Here is a 19,400-nt window from a genome sequence, read left to right as displayed (position 1 = left end):
ACCTGACAGGTCTGGCTGAAAAATTAAAACTCCAGATAAGGCGTCAGTTTTTCAATCGTTCTGGCGTCCAGAACGCGAATAGCCCGGAGGGATTCGGGCGATGAAAACGGCCCGTGCTGGGTGCGGTAATTGACGACGATTTCGGCCTGCCGTTTGGAAAGATAAACGTGGCGGTCCAGTTCCTCGGCGGTGGCAGAATTTATAAGAACCTTTTTAACCGGTGTTTGAAACTGCCCGTATTTCGTCAATTCGGCGAGTGCCAGCGAATCCAGTCCGAAAATTTCAGCGTATTGATTGGTTGACGAAAAACCGCCCAGCGCATCCCGAAATTTCACAATCCGACCCGCCAGTTTCGATCCAATTCCCCGCAACTTGATCAGAGCCGTCGTGTCCGCCGTATTAATGTCGAACGGTTGCAATACCGGTTTGCTAAATCGCTCCATTGGAGAAGTATACTTACTGGCAGTCAACGGTTTATCACCATTCGTTTCATTTTTATAATAGCGGTCGCGGTACGAATCCGGCGACTTTCCAGCGACTTTTTCCTCACGCAATCGAATGTACGGTTCCAGTTCGGCGTACAGTTCCGGTGAGAAATCGTAGATTCTCAGCAAATCTTCTTTTCTGCGAAATTGCCCGCCTTTGGATCGGTACCGAACGATACGCTCGGCCAGCCAGCGGGGTGCTCCCAGCCGTTGCCAACCCTCGGCGTCGATGGAGTTGGGATCAAACGCAAACCGTTCAATTTTTTTGGATTCAACAACGGGTTCGTAGCGATCCGACCTGTTTTCAGCGCGCTCATCCTCAACGGCTTTACCCGTTTCGAGCAGAGCAACCAAACTGTCGAGCTGCCGTTTGTCGGCTATGGAAGTATCCGGAACCTGGTCGGGGACAAATAGTCGATAAGCGGCTGGCAGCAGCAACAGAAAGCCGGTAAGCGTCAGCAATGCCAACAGCCCCCTTGCCTCCTGTTGTGAAACCCCGAAATAATCCCGGAGCAAAGCCACTGCCTTCTTCATACATGGTGCCGGAATTCAAAAAATAGGTTGGTGTCACGGCGGTTTTCCGGAACCCTTTTATTAGACGGAAGCGCGGGGGGAAAGTCACACGTCCGTTTTCAGAAAGATGTTTGTACTTGAATTATTCCCACAATTCGTAAATTGGCAGCCGACTGAAAAGCCGCCCGCGCGATTGAACAAATCAACTGAAAGGCGGTTTCTGTAGGTTGAAGCAAATGCCGCCTTACTTCTGAATTTTACGTTTTACACCGCTATGGCATTTATCGATTATTACAATACGCTCGGCATCAAGAAAGATGCCTCCACCGACGATATAAAAAAGGCTTACCGAAAACTGGCCCGGAAATACCATCCGGATTTGAACCCCAACGACAAAGAAGCCAACACCCGATTTCAGCAGATCAACGAAGCCAACGAGGTGCTGAGCGACCCCGAAAAGCGCAAAAAATACGACCAGTATGGCGAAGACTGGAAACACGCCGAGCAATTTGAGCAGGCCCGGCAATCGCAGCAAAATGCCGGTCGGGGTGAGCAGCGGTTTTCGGGCGATGCGTTTTCCGGCAGTGATTTCTCCGATTTTTTTGAATCGTTCTTCGGTGAAAAACCGCGGGGCGGCAGTGGTCGGCAGGCCCAGTTTCGGGGTCAGGATTACAGCGCCGAACTGCACATCAGCCTCCGGGAAGCCTACCAGACGCACCAGCACACGCTGACCGTTAACGGCAAAAATATCCGAATTACGGTGCCCGCCGGTATTGCCAACGGGCAGGTGATCAAAGTGACCGGGCAAGGCGGGCCGGGAGCAAACGGCGGCCCGGCGGGCGATATCTACATTACGTTTGTGATTGCCGAAGACGCTGATTTTAAACGCCTTAACGACGATCTTTACAAAACCGTCGAAGTGGATTTGTACACGGCGGTTTTGGGTGGCGATGTTACCATCGAAACCCTGAGCGGAAAAGTCAAACTGAAAGTAAGCCCCGAAACGCAGAACGGAACCAAAGTCCGGCTGAAAGGAAAAGGGTTTCCGGTGTACAAACAGGACGGAAAGTTTGGGGATTTATACGTTACCTATTCGGTCAAAATCCCGACCGGTTTGACGGAGGAACAGAAGGAGTTATTCAAGAAATTAGCTGAATTATAAACGATTGCGTTATGTTGCCGGAAGATATCATTCGAGTCGAGGACTACTGCCTGAAGTACGAAATTGAGCATACGTTTCTATTCTCCCTGGAAGAATACGGACTGATTGAGCTGACCGTCGTGGAAGAACAGAAATGCATTCCAGTCCAACAGCTACCGGCCATCGAGAAATTCAGCAACCTGTATTATGAGCTGAATATCAACGTTGACGGAATCGATGCGATCAGCCATTTGCTCCGGAAAATCGAAACCATGCAGGAAGAGATTCGGGGGCTGAAAACAAAGCTGAGTGTGTATGATGTTCAGGCGTAATCGCCAGAGATTGAGCCTCCTCGCCAATAAGTATGAAATTTTTGTTAGGCGACTGGTCTAAATCCGTATTTTTGCGGCATCATGGAAGACGCAAAACCGAAACAGGCCCCGGCCACCTCTCTGCAAGACATTATCTCCCACGCTAAAGAATACGGCTTCGTGTTCCCGTCCAGTGAAATTTACGACGGATTACAGGCGGTTTACGACTACGGTCAGAACGGCGTGGAACTCAAAAATAACCTTAAACAGGTCTGGTGGAAAGCCATGACGCAGCTCCACGAAAACGTTGTGGGCATCGACGCGGCCATTTTCATGCACCCCCTGACCTGGAAAGCATCGGGCCACGTCGACTCGTTCAACGATCCGATGATCGACAACAAAGATTCCAAAAAACGGTACCGCGCCGATCAGTTGCTCGAGCTGAAAGCCGAAGAATATGCGGCCAACGGCCAACCCGAAAAAGGCCATGAATTGCTGCTCGAAATGGGTCGCCTGCTGGGAGAAAACGACTTGAACGGGGTTCGGGAGTTAATCATCAGCGAAGGCATCGTCGATCCGATTTCCAAAACCGCCAACTGGACCGAAGTGCGGCAATTTAATCTGATGTTTTCGACGCAGGTGGGTTCCGTCGCCGAGGATGCCAGCCTGATTTACCTCCGCCCCGAAACCGCCCAGGGCATTTTCGTTAACTTCCTGAACGTCCAGAAAACCGGTCGGATGAAGATTCCCTTCGGAATTGCCCAGATTGGCAAGGCGTTCCGGAACGAAATCGTGGCCCGGCAGTTTACGTTCCGGATGCGGGAATTCGAGCAGATGGAAATGCAGTTTTTCGTCCGGCCCGGCACCGAAATGGAGTGGTACGAAAAATGGAAAGAAACCCGGCTGAATTTTCACAAAGCCGTCGGTCTGCCCGCCGAAAAGCTGAAATACCACATTCACGAAAAGCTGGCCCATTACGCCAATGCCGCCGTTGACATCGAATTCCAGTTTCCGTTTGGTTTCCGCGAGATCGAGGGCATTCACTCCCGCACCGATTTTGACCTGAAAAGCCACCAGGAACTGAGCCGGAAGAAGCAGCAATATTTTGACAACGACCTCGACGAAAACGGAAAACCGGTCGGGAATTACATTCCGTACGTGGTCGAAACGTCGGTGGGTGCCGACCGATTGTTTCTGGCGGTTTTCTGCAATGCCTACACGGAAGAAGTGGTTGGTGAAGGCGAAAACCAGAAAACCCGGACGTACCTGAAACTGCACCCGGCGCTGGCCCCGGTGAAAGCCGCAATTTTCCCGCTCGTTCGGAAAGACGGTTTGCCGGAAAAAGCTCAGGAAGTCGTGAAACAACTGCGCAGCGAATTCCGCGTGATTTACGAAGAACGCGATGCCATCGGTAAACGCTATACCCGCCAGGATTTGATTGGTACGCCGTTCTGCATCGCCGTGGATTATCAGACACTGGAAGACAACACCGTCACGATCCGCTACCGCGATACGACCGAGCAGGTTCGTGTGCCCATCAGCGACCTCAAAAGTCGCATCGGTCAGGAAGTTTCTATTGAACGGATTCTCGAGCAACTTTAGTAAGCTGCCAATAAAACCTACAAACCTGTACGATCTAAAAGACGGGGTCATTCAGATCGTACAGGTTTGGTAATCAGCGAAATTGATCCGGATGAAAATTTCGATTGAGACGACGGTTAAGCAAGATTACCGACGAGTGTGGGCGGGATTCACGCAGGAGTTATTTGACCAACTGAGTCCGCCGTTTCCGCCCGTCAAAGTAGTTCGGTTCGATGGTTGCCGGAAAGGTGATATAGTCCATTTGCGCCTGAACTTTCTATTATTTCGGCAGGATTGGATCAGTTGCATCATCGACCAGCAGGAAACCGAGCAGGAAATTTACTTCATTGATGAGGGCATTCAACTGCCCTTTTTTCTTTCCTACTGGCACCACAAACACCGGATTATCAAACAAGGCAACTATACCTGTATTGCCGATGAAATCAACTTTCGGACGCCAACCCTGCTGACGGATTTCCTGATCTACCCCATTATGTACGGCCTCTTTGCCTATCGAAAACCCATCTATAAACGGTTTTTCAAACCCTGACAGCGGCCGGAAGGCCCTGTCAGCGGTTTGAAAAACGCAACCCTTATCCATTTTCAATCATTCAATCTGATATAACCGCTGACAGGGCTTTCAGCCGCTGTCAGGGTTTGAGGACTTTAATCAAACGTGTTTCCGGTCCGGCAGCCGCTCGGAGGAAATAGACGCCCGCAGCCTGCGTCCGGATGTTCATCGACTGGCGCTGAAGCTGGCCGGTTGCCGGAATGCTGTGTTGCAAAACCGCCCGCCCGTGGAGGTCCGTTAGTTGCAGGTGAACGGCTTCGCCAGCCGGAGCTAGAAATTCAACTTCGAATACATCCGAAACCGGATTCGGTAACACCTGAATCCGGAAGTTTTCGCCATTTTCCGCCGTCGACAGTCGGGCACCGGATGCAACCGTTGGTTCTGTTCCGTAAATCAGATTGCCCTGGTAATAAACCGTAATATGCTCATTTTCAGAGAATTGTGCAGCTCCTTTGTAGGAATAATCATTGGTTTCATTGAAGTTCGACCAGTTGGATTTCGCAATCCGGTATTGAACATTTCCCGTGTTACTCAGCGGATACAAGGTTCCGGCAGCCGGTTTTACCTTCAGTTCCAGATAAGTTTCCGCTCCCGTACGGACGGGATTCACCGGGACGAATTGCCCCGTCAGATTGGAATTCCCGAGTTTGGCGTAATCGATCCAGTAATTGAGCGATGCCGTTCCTTCGGGCGTAAACCAGTAACGGACAGCCAGATCGCCGTATGCCAGCGGCACATTTCCTTCGTTATTGACTTTCAGATACGTGCTGATCGAGTTTGAATTGGGATTGCCGTTCTTGTTTTCCGAAAACACTTTCAGCTTCACAACCGAAGCCGTTGTTTGCGGTTCTACACCCCAGATCAGCTTGCCATTCCGGTAAATCGTGATCCGGTCCGTGAGCGCAAAATTTCCATTTGCCTGGTACGAATGGTCATTGGTTTCGCTCAAATCCGCCCAGTCTTTATTGGCAAACCGCGTTTGAATCGGGCCGGAATTGCCGCCAGCCGCCAGATTTCCCGCCGAAGCATCAAAACCGTATTCAACATAACCGTTGGCACCCACCAGAGCGGGCGAGTCCTGACGTACATAGTTCATCTTAACTTTATTGTTACCCAACTGTGCATAATCGATAAACGTGTTGATACCGGCATAATTCTCCGCCGTAAACCAGTACCGAACCGTCAATTCGCTGTACGGCACCGCCATGGTTCCTTCGTTGACAAGTTTCAGATACGGTTTAATCTGGTTGTTGGTGGGCTGCCCGTTATCGCCATTCTGGTATTGAACTTTCAGCAACGCCAATTGGGACAGGTCAAAACGGGCCAGCACCGGAACGTGGTCGGAGGTCGTGTTGCCGTAATCATTGATGGTTAAGTACGGCGTTCCGACTCCCGCCGAACCATTGATGTAAGCTGGTGCGAGTTCGTTGGATACCATAATATGGTCAATCACGTTGTCTTCCGTCAGGTACGTCCGGAAACCGTTGTCGCTGAGCGTTTTGGTAATGCCCGTAAAGCTGGCGGCATCGTCCGTGAACGGTTTGTAGGTGGTTTCAGTCGTTGCCACATCGGCCACGGTGCGGTCGAGGTCGTCGTTAAAATCACCCGCCAGCAGTAATAAATCGTTGGGATACTGTGCCTTCAATGTGTCGTACAAGACCTGAACATCGTACTTCCGGCGGTTGTACGCCAGTTGTGAATTCGGCGCGCCTTCGTTGGCTTTGGTGTGCAAACCGATGACATTGATCGGTTTGGTGACCCCGGCAACCGTTACATTGAACTTCCACAAATACGGATAACGCCCTGACGCCCAGAAATTATCGGTGGCCGTCGGATAACCCGCCAGATTTTCCACTCGTTCCATCAGCGGTTTTTGGGAAACCAGCGTAGCCACGTCCGATTTATACAGAATACAGACCCGTTGCGTATTGGCCGGCAAGGTGGGGCCGGGCGTAGCGGGATTGGCCGGAATTTCGTGGCCCGGATTGTTGGACACAAACGGCGAACAGTTGCCCTGATAACCCGGCATACCCGCCAACAAACTCGGCAGCGCATTGTCCGATGAGATTTCTTCCAGAACGATGATGTCCGATTGCAGACTGTTCAGCACCGAAATAGCATTCGTAACCTGCAGGGCCTCGTTGGTCGGGCCGTTGCTGGTGCTTCCCAGCCATTCGATATTCCAGGCAGCCACGTCGAGCGTTTTATTCCGGTCGATGTTCCCACCGGCCGGAGCGTATGGGCTGGACCCTGGAATATCCTGCGTGAAGCGCGGCAGCAATTGCGTGATCGTATTGAAACGGGCCACCACCCCGGTGATGCCCGCCGGACCAGCTGGATTTGTGTTTCCGGGAATGTTCGTACCGCGATTGACCCGGATTTCCTGCGTGCCACTTCCGTCGTTCAGCAAAAAGTTAGCATCCGGTGTTAACACAAAAACCGGGTTCGGCGACGCAACCACCGTATTCGGGCGGATAACGGCAGAATTGACCGTTACGAGTTGGCCTTCATAATCCGGCAGTTGAGTCGTTGTAACCACCTTTGGAGCCAGAGGGCCCTTGTTACCAAAGTTCGTAAATGTTACGGTTCCGGTAACCTGTTTGTTGTTGTTAAAAACACCCAGTGTTCCGCCGGTGATTTGAACGGAGTCGCCAATTTGAACGCTGCTTCGAAAAGCCGAACTGAAAACCGCAATTCCGCCCGTTGCGTCCTGAATATAGGCTACATCGTTAAACTGGTTGCTGACCGTCACGCGCCCCGCAATTTTGCCACCCGGCAGTGAAGCAATCTGCGTATTGACCGGCTGACTCCGGGCCACGGCAATGGAGGCAATGGTATTCGGATCGAAAACCGTTCCGCTGACGGTAACATCCGCCGAAGTCGAACCGCTCGCATTCGTAATCACTCCGCTGGGCGTTCCCTGCGGAGCGCCGATTAAACGCACATTGATGGAAGTTGCGGCAAGGCTGCTGTTCGACAATGGTAAGGTCAACGAGGTGGTATACGTATTTCCGGTACCGATTTCAAAACCACTCGCTGCGGTGATGAGGACGTCGGCGGACAAATTTGAACCCGAGATGGTGTAGGACTTTGGCACGGAAGGCGTCCCTTCCGAAGTAGTAAAACCGTTTAAAACGGTTGGATTGACGGATAAAACCGGATTGGGCATTCCTCCTTCAATGGTTGCCGTGATGCTCAGATCATCGATGGCCAGACCGTGGTCCGCACCGGTATGGTCGGGGTCGTACCACCGGAGCATGATCTCACTTCCCGGCACAATCGACAAACCGGCAATGGTAAAACTTTTGGCTTGCCGGTTTGCATTTCCGTCGATGGCTCCGGTGGTTCCGCCCGAAACTGTATTCGAAAAATCCAGTGCTGAAACCGCCACATAGCCCGTAGGCACGGCCCCACCGGCGGGGTTGGTGGTTTCAATAGCCGAAGTCGAAATCAGGTACGAAAACGGAACGACCTGGGGTTCAGCGACGGCACTGTTTCGCCACTGCTCACCGTTGTAACTTATAGCTAATGAGGTAATGACGGAACCCGTTTCGTTTTTCAACCGGTACCCATACGTGAAGTTACCGGCTGCGGCATTTCCTGAGCCGACTGAGCCCAGTGCCCGGTCGCTGCCGATTCCGAAACTGTTCAATGCCCCGGCGTTTGAGCTTCCGGTACCCGCCACAATAGTGTTGCCGGTTCCGGTGCGCTCCGCGTAAAGGCCCGGAATGGTGCTGTTCTGAACAAAAACCGGTGAACCGCTGGCGGGAAGAGCGTCCAGATTTTCGGTGCGGGTCAGGTTGCCAGCCGTGAAGGAAACCTGGGCCAGAACTCTGGTTACCAGGGCGCCTACCAGAAGCCCCAGCAGGAATAAACCTTTGATGAAGTGAGGTAAAGTTGGATGGTGCATAACACAGGATTTGTTTAGCACAAATCTATCCGCCATGCCAATATCCAACGTTACCAATTCATTAATTATAGCAACATTTTATCGTATAGCCCGGTTGGATTCCAAAACCGGTTAATTTGGTCATTTTCAGACCCTATACTTTGCCTTCCACTTGCAGTGCCTCGTCTTCCGCTTCGATGGAATTGCCGTTTTCGTTGAATTCTCCCTCCCAGCGTGCAATGACAACCGTTGCCAGGCAATTGCCAATAACGTTTACGGATGTACGCGCCATGTCCATTAATTCGTCGATTCCCAGAATAATAAAAACCGGCTCGACCGGCAGACCGAAAGAAGCCAGTGTTCCCAATAAAATCACCAGCGTGGCGCGCGGAACTCCGGCTACACCTTTGCTGGTCAGCATCAAGGTGAAAACCATGAGCAACTGTTGCCCGAACGTCATTTCAACCCCGGCCGCCTGAGCCACAAAAACCGATGCCAGCGATAGGTAAAGCGTGGAGCCATCGAGGTTAAAGCTGTAACCCGTCGGCATGACAAAGGCCACAATTTTTCGGGGAACGCCCAGCCGGGTCATGGCTTCCATCGCTTTCGGCAAAGCCGCTTCCGAACTGGTGGTGGCAAAAGCAATCGAAACCGGTTCGATCAGCGCCTGAATAAACTTTTTGACGGGCACTTTCGCAATCAACGCCACCGGAAACAACACCAGCAGCAGAAACGCCAGCAGCGCCAGATACAAGGTCGCCAGCAACTGAAACAGGTTGACCAGAATGCCAAGGCCCATGTGCCCGACCGTATAGGCAATGGCGGCCCCGACCCCAACCGGAGCAAAATACATGATGATGGACGTAAATTTAAACATCACTTCTGACAGACTCTCGGCAAACCGCAAAACCGGTTTGCGGTACTGTTCTTTCGTAATGGCCAGCGCAATGGCAAACAACACACTGAAAACGACGATCTGGAGCACCTGCCCATCGGCGATGGATTTGGCGATGTTTTCGGGAAAAATATGCAGAATAACGTCCGAAATCGATTGTTTGGCAACATCCGGCAGTTTTTCATGACTCGCTTCCGGCAGCGTAATGCCCACGCCCGCCTGGCTGATGTTGATGGCAGCCAGCCCGATGAAGAGGGCAATGGTGGTAACGACTTCAAAATAAAGCAACGATTTCCAGCCCATCCGGCCCACCTGCTTCAGATCGGAATGACCCGCAATGCCGACCACCAGCGTACCGAAGAGCAGGGGCGCAATGATCGTTTTGATCAACCGAAGGAAAATCTGGCTCAACACCCGCAGATTGACGGCTGCTTCCGGAAAATCATTGCCGATTTCGGCCCCAACTACCATCGAAATCAGAATCCAGGTGGTCAGTGATTTTTTCCGAATGGCGTAATAAACCAGCCCGATGATGGCCAGCCAGCGCACCACCAGCAGCAAAGTTGCGGGCAATGCAATCCAGTTCAGGTCGGCCAGAACGGTCAATATGGCCGCCAGGGTAAAGGGAATCAAGGTTATTAATAGTAGAGATCGATTGTTCTGCATAGCCGGTTGATGCGGTAAAAACTAATTTGCTGCAAGTATCTTACATCCTGTTTAATATCAAAACAAACGTTACCACTTTCTTTCATTAATTCACCAAATATGCTGCTGCACAATATTTTAGCCCGATCATTGGATTTGTTGCCTGACATTGTGTAGGTTAGGACTGTTTTCCTTTTTCTTAACCCTTATCACCACTTTTTTATGCAGCCCCTGTACAACCCGCCGTCTACCTACGTTAAAGCCGATCCGGGAACCCGCTTCCTGGCCGCCCTCATCGACGGAATTGTTATTTATGTACCTATCTTTCTGTTTGCAAGTATTAACTACCGCCTGGTGGTTCTGGCTTACCTGATTGCGCTGGGTTACCAGCTTACCAAAGATGCCCTGCCGGAAGTTGGCGGTTTTTTGGGCGGCCAGAGCATCGGTAAAAAGTTGATGAAGATTAAGGTCATTAAAGAAGATACCGGCCAGGGAATTCTGGGCGACTACGGCACCGCCATTGTCCGGCAGGTGTCGCTGATGATCCCGGTTTTTGGATTGATCGACGCCCTGATGGTGTTGGGTGACGAACGCAAGCGGTTTGGTGATAAATGGGCCAAAACGATCGTTGTAAAAGCCTGATTGTAGAAAATAGATTTGCGAAAAGCCCGGGCTGGGGTTGGATAACCGAAAGCCCGGGCTTTTTTAATGAACAATGAATAATTAACAATGAAGTCTGATTGGGTATTCATTGTTAATTATTAATTGTTCATTCCCCTCTATGTTAATTATTCATTGTTCATTCCCTTCTATCGTAATTGTTCATTAATTTACTCCGACAAACCGGTTTCGCAGCCATTTGTCCAAAAACTGGCAGGTAGCCACCGGGATCGCCTTATCTTCACACCACAGTTGATCTAGCCCCCTGCTTTTTATAACCTATCTATGAATATCCTGGAAACGCGTCACATTGTTAAACAATACGCCCAGCACCGGGCATTAGACGACGTCAGCATCGACATTCCGCGCGGTCAGATTTTCGGTCTTCTCGGACCCAACGGCGCTGGTAAAACCTCCCTCATCCGCATCATCAATCAGATTACCGGCCCCGACGAAGGCGAAGTCTTTTTCGATGGCAAACCGCTCAGCCAGGAACACATCGGCCGCATCGGCTACCTGCCCGAAGAACGCGGTCTGTACAAAAAGATGAAAGTGGGCGAACAACTGCTGTATCTGGCTCAACTCAAGGGACTTACCGAACGGCAGGCGATGGAAAAACTGAAAGAATGGTTCATTAAATTCGACATCAAAACGTGGTGGACCAAAAACGTCGAAGATCTGTCGAAGGGGATGCAGCAGAAGATTCAGTTTGTGGCCACCGTTCTGCACGAACCTGATCTGATTATTCTCGATGAGCCTTTTTCCGGTTTCGACCCGATCAATGCCAACCTCATCAAAGACGAAATTCTCGAACTGCGCCAGAAAGGCAGCACGATTATTTTCTCGACCCACCGGATGGAATCCGTCGAGGAACTCTGCGATCACATTGCCCTGATTCACCGGTCGAAAAAAGTACTGGACGGTCCTAAGAAAGCGATCAAGGAGCAGTTCAAAACCCACACCTACCACGTTGAATACCAAGGGGTTTTGAATGATCTCAATCCGGCTTATACGGTTTTGGACAAAAAACCGCTGGAAGACGGTTTTCTGCGCGCCAATATCCGGATTCCCCGCGATGCGGAAGTGAACGAACTGGTCCGCAACCTTATCGACCACGTGAGCGTCCGGGCATTCGGCGAAAATATCCCATCCATGAACGACATCTTCATCAAAGCCGTCGGCGAAGTTCCCAATTAATAATTGCGATTGAGTGATTGAGCAATGGAGTGGTTAGATCAAAGATCACGCTTTCGCTCCTTCACTCAATGACTCAATCACTCCTTGAACATGAAAACCATCTTTCTTATCCTCAAACGCGAATACCTGGTCCGGGTCAAGAAAAAATCATTCCTGGTAATGACTTTCGTGACGCCACTACTGGTTTCCTGCATCTGGCTGGTCCCGGTTTTTTTCGCCATGCGCGGCATCGACCAGAAGAAGGTCGAAGTAATCGACGAAAACGGCAAGTTTGGTAACACATTCAAAGACACCAAAGAGCTGGTTTTCAAACCGGTCAATATGCCCGTCGAGTCGGCCAAAAAAGAGTTTGGCAAAAGCGGCTACGACGTGCTGGTGCACATCCCGAAAGACATTCTCGAAAATCCGAAGGATCTAAAGATCTACTCCGAAAAAAATGTCAGTCTGGAAGTAAAAAGAGGGATTGAAAAAGCTGTTGAACAGGAAATCGAAAACATTCGGCTGGTCGAGGCCGGAATCGATCGAAAAGTGCTGGAAAGCACGAAAGTTGACGTTTCTTCGGACACCTTCAGTCTGAGCGAAGAAGGGGAAAAAGACAGCAGTTCCGGGGCCGCAACCGGCATCGGGTATTTCTGCGCGTTCATCATTTATTTCGCCATTTTTCTGTACGGCGTGCAGGTGATGCGGGGCGTGATGGAAGAAAAGACGAACCGCATCGTCGAAGTGATCATTTCGTCGGTAAAACCGTTCCAGCTCATGGCGGGCAAAATTCTGGGTGTCGCCCTGGTCGGTTTAACGCAGTTCCTGCTCTGGATTCTGCTGACGTTCGGGATTTCAACCGCGGCATCAAGTATTCTGGGCCAAAGTGTCGGACCACAAAACCGCATCGAAATGATGGCGAATCAGCCCGGCGCGGCCAAAACCCCGCCAACCGAAAAAGCCAAAACCGAACAGAAAAACAGCCCGATGGCGAGCGTTTTCAAAGCCATCAGCACCCTGAACATTCCCCTGATCATTGGCTGTTTTCTGCTTTATTTTATCGGCGGTTACCTGATCTACAGCGCGTTATTTGCCGCCGTTGGGTCGGCTGTCGACAGCGACACCGACGTTCAGCAGTTCATGTTCCCCATCACCATTCCGCTCGTTTTGTCGTTCATCATGGCGCAATTCGTCATCCGTGAACCCGACGGAGCGGTGGCGTTCTGGATGTCGATGATTCCGCTTACGTCGCCCATCATCATGATGGTTCGCATTCCATTCGGCGTTCCGGCCTGGGAAATTATCCTTTCCCTCACCCTGCTGATCGGCGGTTTTCTCGGAACTGCCTGGCTGGCCGCCCGCATCTACCGCGTCGGTATCCTGATGTACGGCAAAAAACCGTCCTATAAAGAATTGGCGAAGTGGGTGTTTTATAAAGCGTGACGATTGACCGCTGACGATTGACTACCGACGATTGTCCATAGCATTCCAACAATGGTCAATGGTCGATGGTCAATTGTCAATCGTCAGCGGTCAATGGTCTATTTCAAACGCCAGCAACACATTGCCGGGGAGTTCACCGAACTGGCCGTAGCCGGAGTTGACAAACAGCATTCCGTCCGAAACTACCGGCGATGGCCCATCGATGGAGCCGCCTTTTCCGGGAACTTCATTGACGGTTTGGTAATCGCGGACGGTATTAAAATCCCAGACAATTTTGCCGATTGCGGCATCGTAGGCCCGAATGTGGCCGTCGAGCGTGCCGCCAAAAACCAAACCGGGAATGACCGTCGGAGCCGCTGAATTAGCCGCAACGCAATTTTTGTTTTCTCCGCACGAGGGCGTCGGGGTGTGCCAGGCCACTTTTCCGGCGCTCAATTGAAGTGCATACAGGCCGGGAGTCGCTTTTCGCGTCGAATCCCGTGGATCGATGGCCCAGATGTTGTCCGCGTTGGCGGCATAGACGAAATGACCGTCTGTTGCCATTCCCCAGTGAATTCCGCCCAGCATGCCACCTTTCCCGATGCGGTTTTGCCAGAGAACTTTTCCGTTATCCGGGTTTAACGCGTGCACTTCGCCGGATTTCTGACCGACCACGAGACGCTCCGTTCCGCTGGCGTCTTTCACCAGTAGCGGAGCCATGCCAAAATCAAAATCGGGACCTACTTTTTCGGGGCAATTCGGATTTCCGGGACACGCCAGATTCCAGGTATCGGAGGTAGTTGCCTGAAACGACCAGACCAGCTTGCCGGTTTTCATATCCACCGCCTGAATTGCGTCGCTGGAATTGGACGATGGCGCCGTGTAATTTTCACCGGTTCCGATATAGACCAGGCCTCTTTTCACGTCGACGGTCGGGCTGCACCAGACCGGAGCGCCCGATGGCCCGTAAAACGGTTGGCCGTTTTTCTTGGTCCCGGCTTCTTTGGGCTGCTCCGAAATGACGCGATGCCGCCAGAGCATTTTGCCGGAACCGGCATCCAGCGCAACCAATTCACCTGAAGAAGTGCAGCATTTGTAATTCGGATCCAGGGCCAGCGCCACTTCGATGGAGGTGATTGGCACAAAAACCCGGTTTTGGAAAACCGCCACCGAGCCCGTGTTGGCTGCCTGCGGATGCTCGCCCGCCCGCTCCTTCCAAAGCAGTTTCCCGGTTTTTACGTCCACGGCGTACACGTTGGTGCTGTTGTCGGCAAAAAACGCTTTAATTCCCTGCCGATCCTGAACGACACTGATGGCGCCCCGAATCGGGGCATCGGCGTGAAATTGCCAGCCGATTTTCCCCGAACTTCGGTGAAGCGTGAATACGTCACCGAACTGGCTGCCAATCACCAGCCAATCGCCAACAATCGCCGGTTTGCTGCGCACCTGCGTGGCTTCCGGAAACGCAAAAGCCCATTTGAGTTTCAGCGAACCGACATTGGCTGACGTAATACCCGCCTGTTGTGTCGAACGAAAACCGGTTCCTGCCAGATCACCACCCCAACCGGAGTGTTTGATAAGGTCTTTCTGAGTTGCCGGTAACGAAAAAGTCGTGAACGCATTTTTCGAAATCAAGCTCTCTTTCAGCACTTTACCGGTCAGAAATTCCGCTACTGCCTTACGCTGTTCGCCGGTCAGACTGCTCCCCTGCGTCCGCATCTTCCCGGTTTCGAGCGCGGCCACAATGGCCCGGGGCGTCATCAGACTGAGCGCAATCTGGCTGGGTGCTTTCAGATTGGCGTCTTCCCGATGGCAAACGTGGCAGGTCGACATGTAAACCTGTTTTCCGGCGGCAAGCGTTACCGAATCGGGTACCGGAATAGGTGTTGTACCCAGGGCAATTAAACACAATGCAGCAACGATTTTTTCTTCAGTTAAAATGATATGATACGAAATTTATCAAAATTCATTACCCGTAAAACCGCCTAATCTTCCTTTTCAAAATTTTCGATTTCCTTCAAAAAAGCGTTGGCGGCATTAATCTGACTCCAGCCGGACCCATTCAGAAAGTTTCTCACCCAGAACGGCTTAATAGTTTCCTGATTTAACTGGTGATTCAGCCAGGCAACAAAAGCGAAAAGCAGCACCCCAATCCCGAAACACCACCACCAGAAGTCACCACTTTTATTGGCAAAAAAATCGTATTTAAACCAAATCTCTGCCCCTAAAACCGTAAACAAAGGCGATAACGGGATGGGAAGATAAGACCATTTTACGTATTGAACGAGCAGAATTTTAAGTTTCTCCAGCTTCTTTTGTAAAGGTGCAATCGCGCCGGAATAACCCCTTTTAATCTGTTTGATAATAAAAACCTGTTTCAAACTAAGTACCATTCCGACCAAAACGAATCCAAGCAGAACCAGCGCGGTTGCGATAAAAGGTAATTTCCCGGCGCTTTTTACCATGTACCAGATCAGAAAACCACCCATGATGAATTGAACAATCAACTCCGCAATTTTTACGTTCATCAAGGTTCGAAGTTTCGATTTGGCTTTATCCAGCTTCAACTCCCGGAATAACTGCCGGTTTAGTTTCAGGCTGTCATCCAGCTTTTTATCGTACTCGTTCCACATTGTCTGAAGTTCGTGCAGTTCCATGACGTTTACTGTTAAAATTTGGAAAATTGTAGTTTTAATTTCTGCTTGATTCGATTGATCTTGGTAGCTACGTTGGTCTCCGAAATCCCGAGAATTTCAGAAATCTCCCGATAACTTTTTTCATCCAGATACAGAATCATCAGTGCCCGATTGAGCTCGTCCAATTGATTGATAAACCGGTGGAGTAAACCGCTATTCGATTCCGTATCCTGCGTTTCATCGCCAATTTCAATGATGGCATCATGGATGGATTGAGTACGGTTTTTCCGGGTCCGTTCCGTGCGATAAAAAGAGATCGCAACGTTCAGGGCAATGCGGTATATCCAGGTCGATAACTTATACTGATCATTGTAGCGTCCAAACGATTGCCAAAGCTGAATAATTACCTCCTGCACCAGATCTTTCCGGTCTTCCGAATCTTTACAATAGGCATTACAGACCTTAAAAATGATCTTTTTATGGTCTTCAATCAGCGCCAGAAACTGATCTTTTTCCGGTTGTAATTTCATCTTTTTTAGATTAAAGAGCTGAGAAGTGAGACAAGAGACTTGCGTTTAGGAGTTTGTCTTTCGTCCCTTGTCTCCCGTCTACCTTCTACCTCATTATTCGCAGAAAGGACGAGAAAATCACAGACGATCAAAAAAAAAGTGTCACAACTTTTCGTCATGACACCCTTCTTTAGCTTATCGGACTGTATCTCAGGTATTTAACCAGGTTTTGAACGACTCGGCCCGTTCCCGGCTCACCGAAACCTCTTCCTCCGTCGGCCGATGCCGCAGCCAGATGCGAAGCCGTCCGTTGAAGTAGGGCTCGATGCGCTCGATGGCTGACAAATGGGTGATGTATTTCCGGTTAATCCGAAAAAATAACTTCGGATCGAGTTTCGCTTCCAGTTCGTCCAGCGTCTCGTCGACGATGTATTTGCGGTTTTGGTTCGTGATCAGAAAGACCACCTTGTCGTCGGCGTAGAGGTACATAATGTCGGTGGTTTCGACGACATCGAACCGACCACCCTGTTTGATCAGGAACCGGTTTTTATACGCGACCGGCTTAATACCAAATTCTTCCAGCATTTTCGCCAGATTCTCCGAAGCCGGGGGCTGCGTCTCGGCGGTTTGGCGCTGGTGCCGGAATTTCTGAATGGCTTTCGCCAGCTCCTCCTGCTCGATGGGTTTCAGCAGGTAATCGACACTGTTGACTTTGAAGGCCCGCAGGGCGTATTCATCGTAAGCCGTCGTAAAAATAACCGGGGTTTTCACCTCCACCTGCTGGAAAATCTCAAAGCTCAATCCATCGGCCAGTTGAATGTCCATCAAAATCAAATCCGGTGCCGAATTTGTCTGCCACCAGCGAATAAATGCCCGCACGGTGTCGATTTTTCCCATTATTTCTGCATCGGGGGCCACTTCCCGAATCAAGCCTTCCATTCGTTTAACGGCCAGTGGCTCGTCTTCCACAATCAGTATTTTCATTCCCGTATTCGATTTCCAACCTTTAGAAAAACAGTTTGTGGGTTTATGGTTTAAAGTTTATAGTTACTTGTTGTGACCTTATCATTTGAATATTTGCCCAATAGTATACGATAAACTCTAAACTTTAAACCAACAAACGACTTACAATAATGGTAATTTAACAATAAACTCCTTGTCAGTCTGTTCGATCACGACCGGGCGGTCGGCGGCAAGCTGAACGTACCGGTTTTTCAAATTCTTCAGTCCAATCCCCGTCGAATCGGTCCGCAACCGGCTTTTTGGCTGAAATCCATTGGCAACGACGAGGCAGTCTTTCTCGGAATAAATCCGGATGCACAGCGGTTTTTCCAGCGAACATTCGTTGTGTTTCACCACATTTTCAAGCATGGTCAGCAGGCCCTGCGTGACAATCTGGCGGCTCCGGTCGTCTTCCGACAGGTCGACGTTGTACCTAAAACTTTCGCCAAACCGCATTTGATTGATGAACAGGTACGATTCCGCAATTTTGAGTTCGGTCGCCAGTTCAATCGTGTTCTGCTCGGAATGCTGCAAACTGTAGCGGAAGACCTTCGAAAGCCGTTCGACAAACTGAACCGACTTGCCGGTATCTTCCGGAATCAGGGCACTCAGAATGTTGAGTGAGTTGAACAGAAAGTGCGGATTGACCTGGTTTTTCAACGATTCGAACTCGGCCTTCAAAACCGCCTGTTTCAGTCCTTCTTCCATCAGCAACAGGGCTTTCCAGCGCTGCACGAACGATTTCAGGGAATAAACCGCCGTGATCCCCGCCGTAATGATGGCGAACAAACCGCAGATCGAACAATAATCGACCGGCCGGAAAGCGATGTGCCACGAAAAGCTGATGCCCCAGGTAGCCAGAAAACCGGTCATGGCCGCCAGAATCCCGCTGGAAGTTACCGTCAGCGACACCAGCTTCTGGGGGGACAACTGCTCCGCCGAACGGTTCAATAAGTACGGAATAAACCAGGAAAGTGCCATGTAAATAAAGAGTCCGCTACCGATAACGATACTAATAATGGTTAATTTGATTTCAATGGGAATGGCGGATTCGGTGTCCATCAGGCCATAAATCAACAGGGCCAGCAGCGTCAGTAAAATACAAAGCCTGATTTTATTTCTCATTGGTGCAATCGCTAATGATCTGTACAGTACGGTTTTATACTTTTTTTATGTAACTGGCTCCGGCGCTTTCAAAATCCACGCTCGGATCGCCGTGGTATTCGACCTTGCTGGCCCCGGTTGCTTCGGCCCGCAGAGTTCGGATGGCGTGGACCTGTGCCGTACAGGCACCCGTTACCTCCACCGTGGCGACATCGACCGGATACTTCAGAGCGTGCAGGGCCGACGCGCCGGTGATGTCGGCCGTCAGTTGGTTTCCGTGGCCGACCAGCGTCAGGCGGGATGCGCCGGTAATGTCGATATTGAGCGTCTGCACTTCTCCCTCCAGTGAGACATTGGAAGCGCCGGTGATATCGATATCCAGACCTGATAATTCCTTAAAACCGGTCAACTGAACCGTACAGGCGCCCGATACGTCCAGCTTACTCAGGTTTGGCGTGGTAATGGTCAGAAACAAATCGTACTGGCGGTGCCAGAAGAAAAAGCTCGACCCGATTTTCAGCCATTTTCCCCGCAGCCGCACTTTCACGTTGGAAATCGCGCGACGCGACCCCCGGGCCGTCAGCGAATACGTCGGGCCGTCGGTTACGAGTACGTTGAGCATTCCCCAGATTTCCAGTTTTTCGAACGCCGTAATCGGCAGGTCTTCAGTCACTTCTTCGTACGACTCCTTGTCGGTTTGCCACCAGATGGTCGTCACCAGCGCCAGCAGGCCGACCGATAATAAAGTGAGGTGTAAATAATTTTTTACCGGTTCAACGGGCAACGCATCGGCAATCAACAGGAAGTTCGTTAAGTCATTCATTTTCAACGGTGCTTATTTCTTTGACAAAGATGGTGTT

16 protein-coding genes are annotated in these 19,400 nt (G+C 50.7%); 7 read left to right on the top strand and 9 right to left on the bottom strand.

The window, feature by feature from the left end; translation table 11 throughout:
• Nucleotides 1–23 precede the first annotated feature (23 nt).
• Complete coding sequence (locus tag GJJ30_RS27430; RefSeq protein WP_154178343.1) at nt 24–1,019, bottom strand: ComEA family DNA-binding protein; 996 nt, start codon at nt 1,017–1,019, stop codon at nt 24–26.
• Nucleotides 1,020–1,272: 253 nt separating this feature from the next.
• On the opposite strand from GJJ30_RS27430, the gene GJJ30_RS27425 reads away from it, so the two are divergent.
• The 4 genes from GJJ30_RS27425 (at nt 1,273) to GJJ30_RS27410 (ending at nt 4,581) form a co-directional block, all read left to right on the top strand.
• On the top strand, nt 1,273–2,160 hold the full coding sequence (locus GJJ30_RS27425) for a DnaJ C-terminal domain-containing protein (protein ID WP_154178342.1): 888 nt from the start codon (nt 1,273–1,275) through the stop codon (nt 2,158–2,160).
• 11 nt (nt 2,161–2,171) lie between these two features.
• A complete protein-coding gene (locus tag GJJ30_RS27420) occupies nt 2,172–2,471 on the top strand; it encodes a chaperone modulator CbpM (protein ID WP_154178341.1) in 300 nt (99 codons plus the stop codon).
• Between the two features lie 81 nt (nt 2,472–2,552).
• Nucleotides 2,553–4,052: a glycine--tRNA ligase gene (locus GJJ30_RS27415; protein WP_154178340.1), complete on the top strand. Its 1,500-nt coding sequence runs from the start codon at nt 2,553–2,555 to the stop codon at nt 4,050–4,052.
• A 91-nt stretch (nt 4,053–4,143) separates the two neighbouring features.
• Nucleotides 4,144–4,581, top strand: coding sequence for an SRPBCC family protein (locus tag GJJ30_RS27410; RefSeq protein ID WP_154178339.1), 438 nt, complete (start codon nt 4,144–4,146; stop codon nt 4,579–4,581).
• Nucleotides 4,582–4,681: 100 nt separating this feature from the next.
• On the opposite strand, the gene GJJ30_RS27405 is transcribed toward GJJ30_RS27410, so the two are convergent.
• Nucleotides 4,682–8,512: a cellulose binding domain-containing protein gene (locus GJJ30_RS27405; RefSeq protein ID WP_170299289.1), complete on the bottom strand. Its 3,831-nt coding sequence runs from the start codon at nt 8,510–8,512 to the stop codon at nt 4,682–4,684.
• Nucleotides 8,513–8,645: 133 nt separating this feature from the next.
• Complete coding sequence (locus tag GJJ30_RS27400; RefSeq protein ID WP_229313451.1) at nt 8,646–10,019, bottom strand: dicarboxylate/amino acid:cation symporter; 1,374 nt, start codon at nt 10,017–10,019, stop codon at nt 8,646–8,648.
• Between the two features lie 234 nt (nt 10,020–10,253).
• Here GJJ30_RS27400 and GJJ30_RS27395 point away from each other — a divergent pair, with 234 nt between their 5' ends.
• The 3 genes from GJJ30_RS27395 to GJJ30_RS27385 all read left to right on the top strand — a co-directional run bounded on the left by GJJ30_RS27395 (nt 10,254) and on the right by GJJ30_RS27385 (nt 13,310).
• A complete protein-coding gene (locus GJJ30_RS27395; protein ID WP_154178336.1) occupies nt 10,254–10,673 on the top strand; it encodes an RDD family protein in 420 nt (139 codons plus the stop codon).
• Nucleotides 10,674–10,976: 303 nt separating this feature from the next.
• Nucleotides 10,977–11,888 (top strand): ABC transporter ATP-binding protein, encoded by a 912-nt coding sequence (locus GJJ30_RS27390; RefSeq protein WP_154178335.1) that lies wholly within the window; start codon nt 10,977–10,979, stop codon nt 11,886–11,888.
• Between the two features lie 90 nt (nt 11,889–11,978).
• The gene (locus tag GJJ30_RS27385) at nt 11,979–13,310 is read left to right on the top strand and encodes an ABC transporter permease (RefSeq protein WP_154178334.1); all 1,332 of its coding nucleotides are present in this window, start codon (nt 11,979–11,981) and stop codon (nt 13,308–13,310) included.
• 90 nt (nt 13,311–13,400) lie between these two features.
• Here GJJ30_RS27385 and GJJ30_RS27380 read toward each other — a convergent pair whose 3' ends face one another.
• The 6 genes from GJJ30_RS27380 to GJJ30_RS27355 all read right to left on the bottom strand — a co-directional run bounded on the left by GJJ30_RS27380 (nt 13,401) and on the right by GJJ30_RS27355 (nt 19,363).
• On the bottom strand, nt 13,401–15,200 hold the full coding sequence (locus GJJ30_RS27380) for an outer membrane protein assembly factor BamB family protein (RefSeq protein WP_262885394.1): 1,800 nt from the start codon (nt 15,198–15,200) through the stop codon (nt 13,401–13,403).
• A 74-nt stretch (nt 15,201–15,274) separates the two neighbouring features.
• On the bottom strand, nt 15,275–15,946 hold the full coding sequence (locus GJJ30_RS27375; RefSeq protein ID WP_154178333.1) for a hypothetical protein: 672 nt from the start codon (nt 15,944–15,946) through the stop codon (nt 15,275–15,277).
• An 11-nt stretch (nt 15,947–15,957) separates the two neighbouring features.
• Complete coding sequence (locus GJJ30_RS27370; RefSeq protein WP_154178332.1) at nt 15,958–16,455, bottom strand: RNA polymerase sigma factor; 498 nt, start codon at nt 16,453–16,455, stop codon at nt 15,958–15,960.
• Nucleotides 16,456–16,644: 189 nt separating this feature from the next.
• Nucleotides 16,645–17,418 carry a LytR/AlgR family response regulator transcription factor gene (locus tag GJJ30_RS27365; protein ID WP_154178331.1) on the bottom strand — a complete coding sequence of 258 codons (774 nt, stop codon included), beginning with the start codon at nt 17,416–17,418 and terminating at the stop codon, nt 16,645–16,647.
• 141 nt (nt 17,419–17,559) lie between these two features.
• Entirely contained in the window at nt 17,560–18,561 is a 1,002-nt protein-coding gene (locus GJJ30_RS27360; RefSeq protein ID WP_154178330.1) for a sensor histidine kinase, read from the bottom strand.
• A gap of 34 nt (nt 18,562–18,595) precedes the next feature.
• Nucleotides 18,596–19,363: a head GIN domain-containing protein gene (locus tag GJJ30_RS27355; RefSeq protein ID WP_154178329.1), complete on the bottom strand. Its 768-nt coding sequence runs from the start codon at nt 19,361–19,363 to the stop codon at nt 18,596–18,598.
• Nucleotides 19,364–19,400 lie beyond the last annotated feature (37 nt).

It is taken from the genome of Larkinella terrae, assembly GCF_009668025.1.
GTDB lineage: Bacteria > Bacteroidota > Bacteroidia > Cytophagales > Spirosomataceae > Larkinella > Larkinella terrae.
Note: the sequence above shows the minus strand (reverse complement) of the source record. Positions and strands in the feature narration are given on the sequence as shown.